14 protein-coding genes are annotated in these 14899 nt (G+C 70.3%); 9 read left to right on the top strand and 5 right to left on the bottom strand.

The genetic code is table 11. The features are described from left to right. Window positions 1-29 precede the first annotated feature (29 nt). Complete coding sequence (locus ACYQ8Q_RS28815) at window positions 30-692, bottom strand: class I SAM-dependent DNA methyltransferase (protein ID WP_460068769.1); 663 nt, start codon at window positions 690-692, stop codon at window positions 30-32. 273 nt (window positions 693-965) lie between these two features. Between ACYQ8Q_RS28815 and ACYQ8Q_RS28820 the strand changes: the two genes are divergently transcribed. From ACYQ8Q_RS28820 to ACYQ8Q_RS28860, 9 genes are all read left to right on the top strand, one after another. Continuing rightward, window positions 966-2207: an amidohydrolase gene (locus ACYQ8Q_RS28820; protein ID WP_460068770.1), complete on the top strand. Its 1242-nt coding sequence runs from the start codon at window positions 966-968 to the stop codon at window positions 2205-2207. A gap of 343 nt (window positions 2208-2550) precedes the next feature. After that, complete coding sequence (locus ACYQ8Q_RS28825; protein ID WP_460068771.1) at window positions 2551-3588, top strand: BMP family lipoprotein; 1038 nt, start codon at window positions 2551-2553, stop codon at window positions 3586-3588. A 242-nt stretch (window positions 3589-3830) separates the two neighbouring features. Beyond that, window positions 3831-4883 (top strand): BMP family lipoprotein, encoded by a 1053-nt coding sequence (locus tag ACYQ8Q_RS28830; protein WP_460068772.1) that lies wholly within the window; start codon window positions 3831-3833, stop codon window positions 4881-4883. Window positions 4884-5106: 223 nt separating this feature from the next. Then, on the top strand, window positions 5107-6759 hold the full coding sequence (locus ACYQ8Q_RS28835) for an ABC transporter ATP-binding protein (protein WP_460073529.1): 1653 nt from the start codon (window positions 5107-5109) through the stop codon (window positions 6757-6759). Continuing rightward, a complete protein-coding gene (locus ACYQ8Q_RS28840; protein WP_460068773.1) occupies window positions 6756-7871 on the top strand; it encodes an ABC transporter permease in 1116 nt (371 codons plus the stop codon). Before ACYQ8Q_RS28835 ends, ACYQ8Q_RS28840 begins: the two co-directional genes overlap by 4 nt. Further along, the gene (locus ACYQ8Q_RS28845) at window positions 7871-9133 is read left to right on the top strand and encodes an ABC transporter permease (protein WP_460068774.1); all 1263 of its coding nucleotides are present in this window, start codon (window positions 7871-7873) and stop codon (window positions 9131-9133) included. Before ACYQ8Q_RS28840 ends, ACYQ8Q_RS28845 begins: the two co-directional genes overlap by 1 nt. After that, a complete protein-coding gene (locus ACYQ8Q_RS28850; RefSeq protein ID WP_460068776.1) occupies window positions 9130-9522 on the top strand; it encodes a cytidine deaminase in 393 nt (130 codons plus the stop codon). The genes ACYQ8Q_RS28845 and ACYQ8Q_RS28850 overlap by 4 nt, the downstream gene beginning before the upstream one ends. 98 nt (window positions 9523-9620) lie before the next feature. Next, window positions 9621-10904, top strand: a complete 1284-nt coding sequence (locus tag ACYQ8Q_RS28855; RefSeq protein WP_460068777.1) for a thymidine phosphorylase — start codon at window positions 9621-9623, stop codon at window positions 10902-10904. A gap of 643 nt (window positions 10905-11547) precedes the next feature. Continuing rightward, on the top strand, window positions 11548-11901 hold the full coding sequence (locus ACYQ8Q_RS28860; RefSeq protein WP_460068778.1) for an STAS domain-containing protein: 354 nt from the start codon (window positions 11548-11550) through the stop codon (window positions 11899-11901). On the opposite strand, the gene ACYQ8Q_RS28865 is transcribed toward ACYQ8Q_RS28860, so the two are convergent. The 4 genes from ACYQ8Q_RS28865 to ACYQ8Q_RS28880 form a co-directional block, all read right to left on the bottom strand. Then, a complete protein-coding gene (locus ACYQ8Q_RS28865) occupies window positions 11785-12810 on the bottom strand; it encodes a sigma-70 family RNA polymerase sigma factor (RefSeq protein WP_460068779.1) in 1026 nt (341 codons plus the stop codon). The genes ACYQ8Q_RS28860 and ACYQ8Q_RS28865 overlap by 117 nt on opposite strands. A gap of 317 nt (window positions 12811-13127) precedes the next feature. Then, window positions 13128-13304, bottom strand: coding sequence for a hypothetical protein (locus ACYQ8Q_RS28870; protein ID WP_460068780.1), 177 nt, complete (start codon window positions 13302-13304; stop codon window positions 13128-13130). A 32-nt stretch (window positions 13305-13336) separates the two neighbouring features. Continuing rightward, the gene (locus tag ACYQ8Q_RS28875) at window positions 13337-13513 is read right to left on the bottom strand and encodes a hypothetical protein (protein WP_460068781.1); all 177 of its coding nucleotides are present in this window, start codon (window positions 13511-13513) and stop codon (window positions 13337-13339) included. Between the two features lie 79 nt (window positions 13514-13592). Further along, the gene (locus ACYQ8Q_RS28880; protein ID WP_460068782.1) at window positions 13593-14873 is read right to left on the bottom strand and encodes an MFS transporter; all 1281 of its coding nucleotides are present in this window, start codon (window positions 14871-14873) and stop codon (window positions 13593-13595) included. Window positions 14874-14899 lie beyond the last annotated feature (26 nt).

Here is a 14899-nt window from a genome sequence, read left to right on the forward strand (position 1 = left end):
GGTCGTGCCGCTGGGGCACCCCCGGCCCGCTACACGCCGGGTACCTGAGCCAGGAGCCACGCCCGCGGATGCACGCGTCCTTCCTCCGGGGCCAGTACCGCCCGGGCCAGCACCGCGAACCCGGCCTCCTCCAGCAACCCCGCCACCACCTCCGGATCCCGCAGCCAGTACCGCAGGGAGATCTCGTGGCCGAAGCGTTCCGTGATGTGCATCCTCTCGCCCCGGCCGGTCTGGAAGGCGAGCAGAAGGTGTCCGCCGGGAACCAGGACGCGGCGGAACTCCCGCAGCACCGAGGGGAGTTCACCGTCCGGTACGTGGATCACGGAGTACAGCGCCACCAGCCCGGCGAGCGAGCGGTCCGGCAGGTCCAGCCCGGTCATCGAGCCCACGTGGAACCGCAGATGCGGATGCGCCCGCGAGGCCAGCGCCACCATGCGCGGCGAGATGTCCACCCCGAACACCGACAGCCCGAGCGCGTCCAGCCGCCGGGTCACGTACCCGGGCCCGCTGCCGACGTCCGCCACCGGCTCACCGCCCCCGCGCTCCTTCACCAGGTCCGCGAAGCCGGTGAGCAGCGCTCTGTCCAGGTGCCGGTGCCCCAGCCCGTCCGCGAACTCCTCGGTGTAGGGCTCGGCTATCGCGTCGTAGGAGGCGCGGGCGGCGTGCAGGAAGTCGACGTCCAGGTCGGTCATGGCCGCGCACACTACCGGCGCGCGCGACGGCCCGTACGAACGTCCGATGAACGGTTCCGGAACGTGGACACAGCAGGCGCCTCACCCGCACCTCATGGTATGGGTGAGGTCAGGAAGAGGGACGGCGCCAGACGAAAATCTGGCGAGTTTACCCACCCTCTAAGGCAACCATGCGTCGCGCGGCCAACTTTTCTTCCTCCAACAGGTTGAAATTTTGTTGATCGGGTCAGTTGACCGCTTCGGCGTCCTACCCTTCAGAGGGTGAAGCAACTGATGTCCCGAGAGTCCGAGGCCGATCCTGCGCAGCGCGCCGCCCTGCCCGGCACGCTGCCCGAAGCCCTCCGTGCGGAGCTGGTCGCCTTCCGGCGCGACATGCACATGCACCCGGAGCTGGGCAACCAGGAGTTCCGTACGACCGCCGCGATCAAGGCCCGCCTGGAGAAGGCAGGCCTCAAGCCGCGCGTCCTCACCATCGGAACGGGCCTCATCTGTGACATCGGGGTCGAGGAGGGGGAGCCGGTGTCCGGCGTGCCCATCTTCGCCATGCGCGCCGACATCGACGCGCTGCCCATCCCGGACACCAAGACCGAGTGCGCGTACCGCTCCACGGTCCCCGACCGCGCCCACGCCTGCGGCCATGACGTGCACACCACCGTCGTCCTCGGCGCCGGTCTCGTGCTCGCCGAGCTGCACAAGCAGGGCCGCCTCCCGCGCCCCGTGCGGCTGATCTTCCAGCCCGCCGAGGAGGTGCTGCCCGGCGGCGCCGCCGACGCCATCGAGTGCGGCGCGCTGGACGGCGTCGGCCGGATCATCGCCGTGCACTGCGACCCGCGCGTCGACGCGGGCGTGATCGGGCTGCGCGAGGGCGCCATCACCTCCGCCTGCGACCGGCTGGAGATCACCCTGGACGGCCCCGGCGGCCACACCGCCCGTCCCCACCTCACCACCGACCTGGTCACCGCCGCCGCCCGGGTCGTCACCGACGTGCCCGCGCTGGTCGCGCGCCGGGTCGACACCCGGGCGGGCCTCGCGGTCACCTGGGGCCGGATCGAGAGCGGCCACGCCCCGAACGTGATCCCGCAGCACGCCGAGCTGTCCGGCACCGTGCGCTGCCTGGACATCGAGGCCTGGCGGCAGGCCCCGGACATCGTCGTCGCGGCGATCGACGAGGTCGCCAACCTGCACCGCGCCAAGTCCGAGATCAACTACGTCCGGGGCGTCCCGCCCGTCGTCAACGACGGCGAGGTCGCCGGCCTGCTGCGCGAGGCGATGGTCGCCCGGCGCGGCGAGGACTCCGTGGAGAGCACCGAGCAGAGCCTCGGCGGCGAGGACTTCTCCTGGTACCTGGAGCGGGTGCCGGGCGCGATGGCCCGGCTCGGCGTGCGGCCGCCCGGCGAGCGCACGGTCCGCGATCTGCACCAGGGCGACTTCGACGCCGACGAGTACGCGATCACGGTGGGCGTGGAGCTGTTCACGGCCGCCGCCCTGCTGGACGCGGCGACACGGGACGCCTGACAGCGGCACGGAAGAGCCAACGGAAGAGCCACCGGAGCGCGGGGGGACGAGGGGGTGACCGAAAGGATCCTCTTCGTCCCCTTGTGTCACCCGCTTGTAACCCCGAGGACGCGCTTGCAACCCAAGGTCGGCACGAATCGATAACGGGAGCGAGCAACCCCGTTCCCCTCCCCTTCTACGCGCGTTACTGTCGCCGAAATCGCCACCCGGTACGGCTTGTTGGGGAGCCCCCCGGAACGGCGCCACCAAGGGGAAAGCGGGCCGGTCACGGCGCCGTGGGGATTGCGAAAGGGTGCTTGCTGTGCGTCTGACATCTCGGAGGAGCAGATTTTCCCAGGCAGCGGTGGCCGTCGCGGTCATCGCGCTCGCGGCCACCGGCTGCGGTGAGTCCAGCACCGGTTCCAAGACGAGCGACTCGGCCTCGTCGTCGTCCGGGAAGTACTCGGGCAAGGGCATCGGTCTCGCGTACGACATCGGCGGCAAGGGCGACCAGTCCTTCAACGACGCCGCCTACGCCGGTCTGCAGAAGGCCGAGAAGGAGTTCGGCCTCAGCGGCCGCGACGTCGAGCCGCAGGACAACGAGACCGACGCGGACAAGATCCAGCGGCTCACCCAGCTGGCGCAGGCCGGCTACAACCCGGTGATCGGCGTCGGCTTCGTCTACGGGCCGGCCGTCAAGGAGGTCGCCGCCAAGTTCCCGAACACCACCTTCGGGATCATCGACGACGAGAGCGTCACCTCGAAGAACGTCGCCGACATGGTCTTCCACGAGGAGCAGGCGTCCTACCTGGCCGGCGTCGCCGCCGCCAAGGCCTCCAAGAAGGCGCACATCGGCTTCATCGGCGGCGTGGACATCCCGCTGATCCACAAGTTCGAGGCCGGTTACGTCCAGGGCGCCAAGTCGGTCAACCCGAGCATCAAGATCGAGTCGCAGTACCTCACGGAGACCCCCCAGGAGGGCGGCTTCTCCAGCCCCGACAAGGGCAAGGACGCGGCGAGCGGCCAGATCGAGGCGGGCGCCGACGTCCTGTACGCCGCGGCCGGTCTGTCCGGTCAGGGCGTGATCAGCGAGGGCGCCGCCAAGAAGATCTGGGTCATCGGCGTCGACTCCGACCAGTACAGCCAGAGCGCGCTCGCCAAGTACAAGGACTACATCCTCGGCTCGGCGCTGAAGAACGTCGGCGGCGCTGTCTACGACCTCGTGAAGTCCGTCTACGAGGGCAAGCCGCTCTCCGGCGTGGTCCGCGGCAGCCTCTCCAACGACGGGGTCGGATTCGCCGACTCCAACCCCAAGTACAAGGCGATGACGGACGTCGTCACCGCCGTGGACAAGGCCAAGCAGGACATCATCGACGGCAAGGTCACGGTCAACACCAAGTAACGCCCCGGCGGGGCCGTTGTCACACCGGCCCCGCCCGTCTCTACGCCCTTCCGGGCGTCCTTGCAGCCCAAGCGCCCCTTGCCTCCCGCAGGGGGCGTTCTGCTGTACGTAACCTGGACTACAACTGTGGCCACAGCTCGATAACGGAGCGGACAGAAGGGTTTTTCCTCCCGGTCTACGCGCGTTACGCTGCGGCGGAACCAGCGCCTGGTTTGGGCGCTTGCACAAAGGAGTCTCGTTCCATGCGCCGGGTGTCCCGAATCGCCGTTGCGGGTGTTGCCACCGCAGCTCTCGCCGTGACCGTTTCCGCCTGTGGAAGCTCGTCCTCGTCGTCCTCCTCGTCCGAGAGCAGCAAGAACAACCTGGGTCTCGCGCTCGCGTACGACGTCGGCGGCAAGGGCGACCAGTCCTTCAACGACGCCGCCACCGCCGGCCTGGACCAGGCCGACAAGGAGTTCGGCTACAAGTCCACCGCGGTCGAGCCGCAGGACGGCGAGTCCGACGCGGACAAGGTGCAGCGCCTGGAGAACCTCGCCAAGCAGGGCTACAACCCGGTCATCGGCGTCGGCTTCGCCTACGCGCCCGCCGTCAAGGAGGCCGCGGCCAAGTTCCCGAAGACCACCTTCGGCATCGTCGACGACGAGCAGATCAAGGCCGACAACGTCGCCGACCTCGTCTTCCACGAGGAGCAGGCCTCCTACCTCGCCGGTGTCGCGGCCGCCAAGGCCACCAAGTCGAACGTCGTGGGCTTCATCGGCGGTGTGGACGTGCCGCTGATCCACAAGTTCGAGGCCGGCTTCAAGCAGGGCGTCGAGGACACCAAGAAGGGCGTCACGGTCAAGTCGCAGTACCTGACCGAGACCGCCGCCGAGGGCGGCTTCTCCAGCCCCGACAAGGGTGAGAGCGCCGCCGAGGGCCAGATCGACGCGGGCGCGGACGTCATCTACGCCGCCGCGGGTCTGTCCGGCCAGGGCGTCATCAAGGCCGCCAACGCCAACAAGATCTGGGCGATCGGCGTCGACTCCGACCAGTACAAGCAGGACGCGCTCAAGGCGTACAAGGACTCGATCCTGACCTCCGCCATGAAGAACGTCCAGGGCGCGGTCTACACGCTGGCCAAGTCGGTCGAGGACGGCAAGCCGGAGACGGGCGTCGTCCGCGGCAGCCTGGAGAACGGCGGCGTGAGCGTGTCGAACTCCAACCCCACCTTCGCCGACAACGCCGACATCCAGGCCGCGATCAAGAAGGCCGAAGAGGGCATCAAGGACGGCAGCATCACCGTCAAGACCTCCTGATCCGCGGAACTGAACCGGCCAGAGGCATTGGCCAACAGAACGCTGTGATGACAGCGTTACAGCCACGGAACGGGGCACAGAGAGGATCGCCTACCTGTGCCCCGTTCGCGCGGCAGAATGCTCGGAACGGATCGTGACCGAAAAAGAGCGATCGGATCCGGGCACTATTTAAAGCAGGGGCGCTACGCGCGTAGAGCGGCCCCTTTCCCAAGGAGAGTGCGCCATCGACGCGTCCAGCAGCCCTCCGCTCACCGCACAGTCGACGATCGCGGTAGAGCTGGCGGGGATCACCAAGCGCTTCCCCGGTGTCGTCGCCAACCACGACATCCACCTGACCGTCCGCAAGGGCACCGTGCACGCCCTGGTCGGGGAGAACGGCGCCGGCAAGTCGACCCTGATGAAGATCCTCTACGGCATGCAGAAGCCGGACGAGGGCACCATCGCCGTCGACGGACAGCAGGTGAGCTTCTCCAGCCCCGCCGACGCCATCGCCCGCGGCATCGGCATGGTCCACCAGCACTTCATGCTGGCCGACAACCTGACCGTCCTGGAGAACGTGGTGCTCGGCAGCGAGAAGCTGCACGGCATCGGTGGCGCCGCCCGCAAGAAGATCAAGGAGATCTCCGACCGCTACGGCCTCGGGGTGCGCCCCGACGCCCTCGTCGAGGACCTCGGTGTCGCCGACCGCCAGCGCGTGGAGATCCTCAAGGTCCTCTTCCGCGGCGCCCGCACCCTCATCCTCGACGAGCCGACCGCCGTCCTGGTCCCGCAGGAGGTCGACGCGCTCTTCGCCAACCTTCGCGAGCTCAAGGCCGAGGGCCTCTCCGTCATCTTCATCTCCCACAAGCTGGGCGAGGTCCTCTCGGTCGCCGACGAGATCACCGTCATCCGGCGCGGCACGACCGTCGGCACCGCCGTCCCCTCGAAGACCACCCCGCGCCAGCTCGCCGAGATGATGGTCGGCTCCGAGCTGCCCACCCCGGAGACCGCCGAGTCCACGGTCACCGACCAGCCCGTCCTCACGGTCGCGAACCTCACCGTCTTCGCCAGCGGCGGCGCCTCCATGGGCACCGAGGCCGAGCCCACCGGCGGCATCACGCTGGCCCCCGAGGGCGGCGAGATCAAGCGCGTCCTGGACGACGTCAGCTTCACCATCCACGCCGGCGAGGTCATGGGCATCGCCGGGGTCGAGGGCAACGGCCAGACCGAGCTGATCGACGCCCTGATCGGCACCAAGAACGCCGACTCCGGCACGATCGCCTTCCTCGGCGAGGACATCACCCCCTGGCCCACCCGCAAGCGCCGCGAGTCCGGCGTCGGCTACATCCCCGAGGACCGCCACCGCCAGGGCCTGCTCCTGGAGGCCCCCCTCTGGGAGAACCGCATCCTCGGCCATGTCACCGAGACCCCCAACGCCAAGGGCTTCTGGCTGAACCCCAAGGGCGCACAGGCCGACACCCGCCGGATCGTCGAGGAGTTCGACGTCCGCACCCCCGGCATCGACGTCACCGCGGCCTCCCTCTCCGGCGGCAACCAGCAGAAGCTGATCGTCGGCCGTGAGATGAGCCACAACCCGAAGTTCCTGATCGCCGCCCACCCCACCCGCGGTGTGGACGTCGGCGCGCAGGCCCAGATCTGGGACCGCATCCGCGAGGCCCGCCGCGAGGGCCTGGCCGTGCTGCTGATCTCCGCCGACCTGGACGAGCTCATCGGCCTGTCGGACACCCTGCGCGTGATCTACAACGGCAGGCTGGTCGCCGACGCCGACCCCGCCGCCATCACACCGGAAGAACTGGGCTCGGCCATGACGGGTGCCGCCACCGGACACCTTGAGCACGTCGAGGAAGCGAGCGCCCCGGAGGACGAGGCCCGATGAAGAAGTTCGACAAGGAGCGCGTGCTCCTCGCCGTGGCCGGCCCGGTCATGGCGCTCGTCGCGGCGATCCTGCTGACCTCGGTCGTGCTGATCGCCTCGGGCAAGAGCCCGATCGAGCCGTACACGCTCATGCTGGAGCAGGCCGGCTACTCCGACGTCCAGGTCCTGATCATCAACCAGGCGTCGCTGTACTACATCGCCGCGCTCGCGGTCGCCCTCGGCTTCCGGATGAACCTGTTCAACATCGGCGTCGACGGCCAGTACCGCCTCGCCGCGATGATGACCGCCGTGGTCGGCGCCCACATGGACCTGCCGGCCTTCCTCCAGGTCCCGCTGCTGCTGCTGGTCGCCGCCTTCACCGGTGGCATCTGGGCCGGTGTCGCGGGCGTCCTGAAGGTCACCCGGGGCGTCAGCGAGGTCGTCGCGACGATCATGCTCAACGCGATCGCCACCAGCCTCATCGCCTACCTCACGCTGCCCGACGTCTTCGGCCAGCTCGTCGGCGACAACAAGACCACCGGCATCATGAAGGAGTCCGGCTGGGTCCCCGGCATCAACCTGGGCGCCGACGTCGGCGAGATCTACGGCCTGGTCTTCCTCGCCGTCGCCCTCGGCATCGTCTACTGGCTGGTCCTCAACCGCACCCGCTTCGGCTTCGACCTGCGCGCCACCGGCGAGTCCGAGTCGGCCGCCGCCGCCTCCGGCGTCGACGCCAAGCGCATGATCCTCACCGTGATGATCGTCTCCGGCGCGGTCTCCGGCCTCGCCGGTCTGCCGCTGCTGCTCGGCGACGCCCACACCTACAGCCTGAGCTTCCCGACCGGCGTCGGCTTCACCGCCATCGGTATCGCCCTGCTCGGCCGCAACAACCCCGGCGGCATCGCCCTCGCCGCCCTCCTGTGGGCCTTCCTCGACAAGGCGTCCCCCGCCCTCGACTACGCGACTCCCGAGCCGTACGAGAAGGAGATCGCGATGATCATGCAGGGCCTGATCGTCTTCGCGGTCGTCATCTCCTACGAGGTCGTCCGCACCTGGGGTCTGCGCCGCCAGCAGAAGCGCGTCGGTGAGGAACTCGCCGCCGCCGCGAACACCAAGAAGGAGGTGGCGGTCTGATGAGCACCGCGACCATCGCGAAGCCGAAGTCCGGGCAGCCCGGCAAGGGCGGCCGCCGGATGTCGCTGCCCGTCCTCCTGCTGGTCATCGCGGGCGTCCTGATCCTGACCTCCGCCGTCCGGCTGATCACCGGCGCGGACGGCATCACGTCCACCGGCCAGATGTCCACCGCCCTGCGCGCCGCCGTCCCGATCGGCCTCGCCGGCCTCGGCGGTCTGTGGGCCGAGCGGGCGGGCGTCGTCAACATCGGCCTCGAGGGCATGATGATCCTCGGCACCTGGTTCGGCGCCTGGGCCGGCTACCAGTGGGGCCCGTGGACCGGTGTCGTCTTCGGCATCCTCGGCGGCGCCCTCGGCGCCGTCCTGCACGCCATCGCCACCGTCACCTTCAAGGTCAACCACATCGTCTCCGGTGTGGCCCTGAACATCCTGGCCCTCGGCGTCACCCGCTACCTGTCGAAGTTCACCTTCGAGAACGCCCCCCAGGGCTCCTCCAAGCAGTCCCCGCCGATCGACTCGCTCGGCACCTTCGACGTCCCCGGCCTCTCCAGCTGGCTGGAGACCCTCAACGACAAGCACTGGTTCCTGATCTCCGACCTCGCCGGCCTGGTCGGCGGTCTGATCACCAACCTCTCGCCGCTCACCGTCGTGGCCGTCGCCCTCGTTCCGGCCACCTGGTACGTGCTGTGGCGCACCTCCTTCGGCCTCAGGCTCCGCTCCTGCGGCGAGAACCCGGTCGCCGCCGAGTCCCTCGGCGTCAACGTCTACAAGTACAAGTACATCGCCGTGATCATCTCCGGCGGCTTCGCCGGCCTCGGCGGCGCCTTCCTGTCGATCGTCGCGTCGAACGTCTACCTCGACGGCCAGACCGCCGGCCGCGGTTACATCGGTCTCGCCGCGATGATCTTCGGCAACTGGATGCCGGGCGGCCTCGCCCTGGGCGCCGGGCTCTTCGGCTACACCGACAGCCTCAACCTGCGCGGCGGCGCGACCAACGTCCACGCGCTGATCCTGCTGATCGCGATCCTGCTGGTCGTCGGCGTCGCCTACCTGGCCTGGAAGAAGAAGTACGTCCCGGCCGCCATCACCGCCGCCATCTCGGCCCTGATGTTCGTCTGGTACGTCAGCACCGACGACGTCCCCAACCAGGTCGTCACCGCCACCCCGTACGTCGTCACCCTGCTGGTCCTCTCGCTGTCCGCCCAGCGCCTGCGCATGCCGAAGGCGGACGGACTGCCGTACCGGAAGGGACAGGGCAAGTGACCCCGGTCGACTGGGAGAAGCTGCGTTCGGTGGCCCGGGACGCCATGTCCCGGGCGTACGCCCCGTACTCCGGCTACCCGGTCGGCGTGGCGGCCCTCGTCGACGACGGCCGGACCGTCTCCGGCTGCAACGTCGAGAACGCCTCCTACGGGATCGGCCTGTGCGCCGAGTGCGGACTGGTCTCCGAGCTGCAGAACACCGGCGGCGGCCGGCTCACGCACTTCACCTGCGTGGACGGCAAGGGCGAGATCCTGGTCCCGTGCGGCCGCTGCCGCCAGCTGCTGTACGAGTTCGGCGGCGCGGACCTCCTGCTGGAGACACCGGACGGGATCCTGACCCTCGCCGAGATGCTCCCCCAGGCCTTCGGCCCGGACCATCTCACCAAGTAAGCAAGCACCTCCGTACGGCCCCTCTGAATCGCTGTCACCGTGACACAGGCCCTCAGGGGGGCCGCACACTTTCTGGACCCTCGGAAGGAACGCACGCCATGGCCATGGACGCCATCTCCGTCATCCGCACCAAGCGGGACCGCGGCGAACTCAGCGACGAGCAGATCGACTGGGTCATCGACGCGTACACCCGCGGCGAGGTCGCCGACGAGCAGATGTCGTCGCTCGCGATGGCCATCCTGCTCAACGGCATGAACCGCCGCGAGATCGCCCGCTGGACCGCCGCGATGATCGCCTCCGGCGAGCGGATGGACTTCTCCTCCCTGTCCCGCCCCACCGCCGACAAGCACTCCACCGGCGGCGTCGGCGACAAGATCACCCTCCCGCTGGCCCCGCTGGTCGCGGCCTGCGGCGCCGCCGTCCCGCAGCTCTCCGGCCGCGGTCTCGGCCACACCGGCGGCACCCTGGACAAGCTGGAGTCCATCCCCGGCTGGCGCGCGCTGCTGTCCAACGAGGAGATGCTCTCCGTCCTCGACGGCACCGGCGCCGTGATCTGCGCGGCCGGCGACGGCCTCGCCCCCGCCGACAAGAAGCTGTACGCCCTGCGCGATGTCACCGGCACCGTCGAGGCGATCCCGCTGATCGCCTCCTCGATCATGTCCAAGAAGATCGCCGAGGGCACCGGCTCCCTGGTCCTCGACGTGAAGGTCGGCACGGGCGCCTTCATGAAGACGATCGAGGACGCCCGTGAGCTGGCCTCCACGATGGTCGGCCTCGGCACCGACCATGGTGTGAAGACGGTCGCCCTCCTGACGGACATGTCCACCCCGCTCGGCCTGACCGCCGGCAACGCCCTGGAGGTCCGCGAGTCGATCGAGGTCCTCGCGGGCGGCGGCCCGGCGGACGTCGTCGAGCTGACCATCGCCCTGGCCCGCGAGATGCTGGACGCGGCCGGCGTGCGCGACGCCGACCCGGCGAAGGCGCTGGCCGACGGCTCGGCGATGGACGTCTGGCGCCGCATGATCGCGGCCCAGGGCGGCGACCCGGACGCCGCCCTGCCGGTGGCCCGCGAACAGCACGTCGTCACGGCCCCCTCCTCCGGCGTCCTCACCCGCCTCGACGCCTACGACATCGGCATCGCCGCCTGGCGCCTCGGCGCGGGCCGCGCCCGCAAGGAGGACCCGGTGCAGGCCGGCGCCGGCGTCGAACTCCACGCCCGCCCCGGCGACACGGTCACCGCGGGCCAGCCCCTCCTGACCCTGCACACCGACACCCCGGAGCGCTTCGACTACGCCCTCCAGGCGGTGACGGGCTCCTACGACATCGCCCCCGCCGGTACGGCGTTCACGGCGTCACCGGTGGTGCTGGAACGAATCGCCTGACCTGGGGATCTCTCCTTCGGGTGAACGGGATCGGTGAATCCTCACCGGTCCCGTTCGGCTTGCTTCCATGGGCCCATGGATGAGCTGACCGGCGACCACGTCATGGCTGACAGCGAGTGGGACGAACTGCTCTGGGTCTGGTAGCAGACAGATGCACCCAAGGGCTGCAGAGTCGAGATCGTCGAGGGCATGATCATGGTGACCCCCTTGTCCCAGCGCGTCCACCACGGCGTGGTCGAACGGGTACAGCGTCGCCTCTACGAGGTGATCCCGGCGAACTGGCTGATCTTCCAGACACAGGCCATCGCGGTTCCGTCCAGGCTGGGCATGTTCATCCCGGACCTGCTGGTCGCTCCGGCTCAGGAGTGCACCGAAGCGGAAAGCTACCTTCCGGCCGGCCTGGCGGAACTTGTCGTCGGGGTGGTTCCCGAGAGGCACGCCCGCCTCGACCGAGTCCGGAAGGCCCCACCGCGACCCTCTACGGCGAGCCGCACGGCGATGTCTACCGCCCGCTGGCCGTCGCCAAGTTCGGCGAGCCCCTGGTGCTCCCCGCCCCCTTCGGCGTCACCATCGACACCGGCGAGTTTCCCTCCGAGTAGGGCCGGGCCCGATGAGTTGAACCCCGCCCCGGGGTCTACCGCACGTGGACCCCAGGACACCGCCCGTACTCGCCCTGACCGGCCCTGTCACCCCCGACCGGGTGGCCGGGCTCGCCGACGCCGTACGGGCCCTGCTGGCGGCCGGTGGTGGCGGGGTCGTCGTCTGTGAGGTGAGCGGCCTCGGGGCGGCCGGGCTGGCCGCCGTGGACCTGCTGGCGCGGCTGCAGCTCGCCGCCCGCCGGGCCGGAGGGCGGATACGGCTGCGCGGCCCCGATCCCGCCCTACGCGCCCTGCTCGACCTCGTCGGACTCGCCCTCCAGATGGAGGGGGAGGCCGAAGAGGGGGAACCAGCGCTGGGTGTCGAGGTAGAAGTGGAACCCGGTGAGGCGGCCGTCTGAGATCTCCAGGACCTGGATCGCCCAGGGACTGAAGCCCCCCTTCTCCGGGTCCGGCTTGTACTGGGCGAAGCCCGGCAGCCCGTTCACCTGGACCGGCAGCAGCCGCGAGCCCTCGCAGCCCGAGCCGAGCGTCGTCATGAAACCCGTGATGTCGTCGTGGCCCGTCAGCCACAGGTCGAACGGCGGCATCGTCATGATGGCGTCCTCGTGCAGCAACGCCGTCAGCGCGGTCATGTCGTAGCCCTCGAAGGCCGCCACATAGCGCTCCAGCAGCTTCTGCTGCTCCTCGTCCAGCGGGTCCGACACCGCCGCCTCCGCGCCCGCCTCGGCCCGCTCGGCCAGCGTGGCCCGCGCCCGCTGCAACGCGCTGTTGACCGAGGCGACCGTGGTGTCCAACAGCTCGGCGACCTCACTCGCCCGCCATGCCAGCACCTCGCGCAGGATCAGCACCACCCGCTGCTTGGGCGGCAGCTGCTGGAGCGCGGCCATGAAGGCCAGCCGCACCGACTCCTTGGCCACCGCCGCCTCCGCCGGGTCCTCCACCGTGGGCAGCACCCGCGCGTCCGGCATCGGCTCCAGCCAGGTGTGGTCGGGACGGGGCGAGAGGGCCGCCCGGGCGAGCGGCGTCGACTCCGAGAGGTCCATCGGCCGGGCCCGCCTGTTGCCCGCCGTCAGCATGTCCAGACAGACGTTCGTCGCGATCCGGTACAGCCACGAGCGCAGGCTGGAGCGGCCCTCGAACCGGTCGTAGCTCCGCCAGGCCCGCACCAGCGTGTCCTGCACCGCGTCCTCGGCCTCGAAGGAGGAACCGAGCATGCGATAGCAGTAGCCGGTCAGCTCCACCCGGTGCCGCTCCAGCCGGACATCGAGATCCTCGACCGTCGCGGCGCCTGCCGTCCCGTCACTCATCCTCGCCCACCCACCCCTGTGGCTTTCCTGTCACGCGCCTTTGCGCCCTTGTCGTTCGGACGATACTGCGGCGCACTGACAAGAGCCTCCGGAGTGAGGAAAAGGCAGGTCGGAGAGGATGTAGTGGTACACCGACGGCGTTCACCGCGCGGCTTGACGGCGCCCCGCACCTACGCGGTCAGGCATCGCCGTACAACCGGGTCCACCGGCGCAGCCGGATCTGTGCCTTCGGGCGACTCCCGCGTGGGACGGCAACCGTAGCGTCACCGAACGGAGCCATGCACCCACTCCCCGCCGTTCCCGGTCCGCGGTGCCCGTCACGCCGGACAGCGCGCCGGTAGCCTTCGCAGGACGGTCCGTATCCGCCCGCCCTCGCACCCGATCGACCCGCCCCCGTCGAGCCCGATCCGTGCCTCCCCGCACCGCGCCGGCGACCGCGCCACCTCCAGCAGCCGTACGGCGTACCGGTAGCGGTCGGAGGCCGACAGGGTCATCTCGTCCCCGTCCAGGCGCAGGTGCGGACCGGTCAGCGAGGGGAGCGTGTCGTCTCGCGCGGCAGGGTCGACAGCCCGAAGCTCGTCCCGCCCGCCTCGACCGTGAACCGCGCCCCCTCCAGCGCACAGCGCACCGGCCCGTCGGGCAGCACCTTGCAGACGTCCAGCAGCCGCCGCCCCAGGACCGGCACCGGACTGCCCCGCACCACCTCGGCGTCCGTCTCGATCCGCGCCGCCGTCTTCAGGTCGCCCCCGGTCGACCCGGAACTCCATCATGAACGGGCGGCCTCAGTGGGTGGGCACGGGACCCCGCCGGGCGGCGACCCGCGCCGCCCGCGTCCCGAGCACCGTGATCGTCACGACCCCGAGGACCGCCAGGACACCCACGCCGACCGTGCCGGCCCAGCCGCCGGAGTGGAAGGCGATCGCGCCGACCGTGGAGCCGGTGCTGGAGCCGACGTAGTACGCCGACTGGTAGAGGGCGGAGGCCTGGGCGCGGCCCGTGGTCGCCGTCCTGCTGACCGCCGAGGACGCCACCGCGTGCCCCGCGAAGAAGCCCGCGGTGATCAGGACCAGGCCCAGCAGGACCATCGGCAGCGAGTCCGCCAGCGACAGCAGCAGGCCCGTCGCCGTCGTCCCGGCCGCCAGGTACAGGGCCCCGCGCCGCCCGAGCCGGCCCACCAGCCGGCCCGCCGTCGACGCCGACACCGTACCGACCAGGTACACCAGGAAGATCGAGCCGACGATGCCCTGCGGGAGCGAGAAGGGCGCCTCGGTCAGCCGGTAGCCGACGACCGTGTACACCCCGCCGAAGACCGTCATGAACAGCGCGCCGATCGCGTACAGCCGGCACAGCAGCGGGTTCGCCAGGTGCTCGCGGACCGTGCGGGCCAGGACGCGGGGCCGCAGCGAGCCCGCCGTGAAGTGCTTCGGCGCCGGCAGCAGCAGCCGGAACGCGATCGCGCAGCCCACGGCCAGCACACCGATCACCCCGACGGCGACCCGCCAGCCCCATTCCTGCGCGACCCAGCCGGTGATGACCCGGCCGCTCATCCCGCCGACGCTGTTGCCCGCGACGAACAGCCCGATCGCCGTGACCAGGGCCCTCGGCCGCACCTCCTCGGCCAGATAGGCGGTCGCCGACGCCGGAAGTCCGGCCAGTGCCGCGCCCTGGACCGCCCGCAGCACCACCAGCGCGCCCAGCGACGGAGCGAAGGGGACCAGTAGCCCCACGGTCACCGCGACCGCCAGCGAGGCCGTCATCACCGTACGGCGGCCGTAGCGCTCGGAGAGGGCGCTCATCGGCAGCACGAACAGCGCCAGTCCGCCGGTCGCCGCCGCCACGGTCCAGCTCGCCTCGCTCGCCGCCACCCCGAAGTCGCCGGAGATCAGCGGGAGCAGCGCCTGCGTGGAGTACAGCAGGGCGAAGGTGGCCACACCGGCGAGGAAGAGCGCGAAGCTCATCCGGCGGTAGCCGGGGCCACCGGGGGTCATGCGGGAGTCGTCGACGACGGGGACGGAGGAGGCGGCGCCCACGACGGTGGACGCCCCGGTACTGGCGGGAGACATGCCTCGAAACTACGTACGCCCCCGTT

It is taken from the genome of Streptomyces sp. YKOK-I1 (assembly GCF_054660435.1).

What these genes read in the sequence shown, in the direction of transcription:
- ACYQ8Q_RS28870 (WP_460068780.1), bottom strand. Translation starts at nt 13,304, where the DNA reads ATGACCCTGTCGGCCTCCGACCGCTACCGGTACGCCGTACGGCTGCTG.
- ACYQ8Q_RS28815 (WP_460068769.1), bottom strand. Translation starts at nt 692, where the DNA reads ATGACCGACCTGGACGTCGACTTCCTGCACGCCGCCCGCGCCTCCTAC.
- ACYQ8Q_RS28880 (WP_460068782.1), bottom strand. Translation starts at nt 14,873, where the DNA reads ATGTCTCCCGCCAGTACCGGGGCGTCCACCGTCGTGGGCGCCGCCTCC.
- ACYQ8Q_RS28865 (WP_460068779.1), bottom strand. Translation starts at nt 12,810, where the DNA reads ATGAGTGACGGGACGGCAGGCGCCGCGACGGTCGAGGATCTCGATGTC.
- ACYQ8Q_RS28855 (WP_460068777.1), top strand. Translation starts at nt 9,621, where the DNA reads ATGGCCATGGACGCCATCTCCGTCATCCGCACCAAGCGGGACCGCGGC.
- ACYQ8Q_RS28845 (WP_460068774.1), top strand. Translation starts at nt 7,871, where the DNA reads ATGAGCACCGCGACCATCGCGAAGCCGAAGTCCGGGCAGCCCGGCAAG.
- ACYQ8Q_RS28840 (WP_460068773.1), top strand. Translation starts at nt 6,756, where the DNA reads ATGAAGAAGTTCGACAAGGAGCGCGTGCTCCTCGCCGTGGCCGGCCCG.
- ACYQ8Q_RS28820 (WP_460068770.1), top strand. Translation starts at nt 966, where the DNA reads ATGTCCCGAGAGTCCGAGGCCGATCCTGCGCAGCGCGCCGCCCTGCCC.
- ACYQ8Q_RS28830 (WP_460068772.1), top strand. Translation starts at nt 3,831, where the DNA reads ATGCGCCGGGTGTCCCGAATCGCCGTTGCGGGTGTTGCCACCGCAGCT.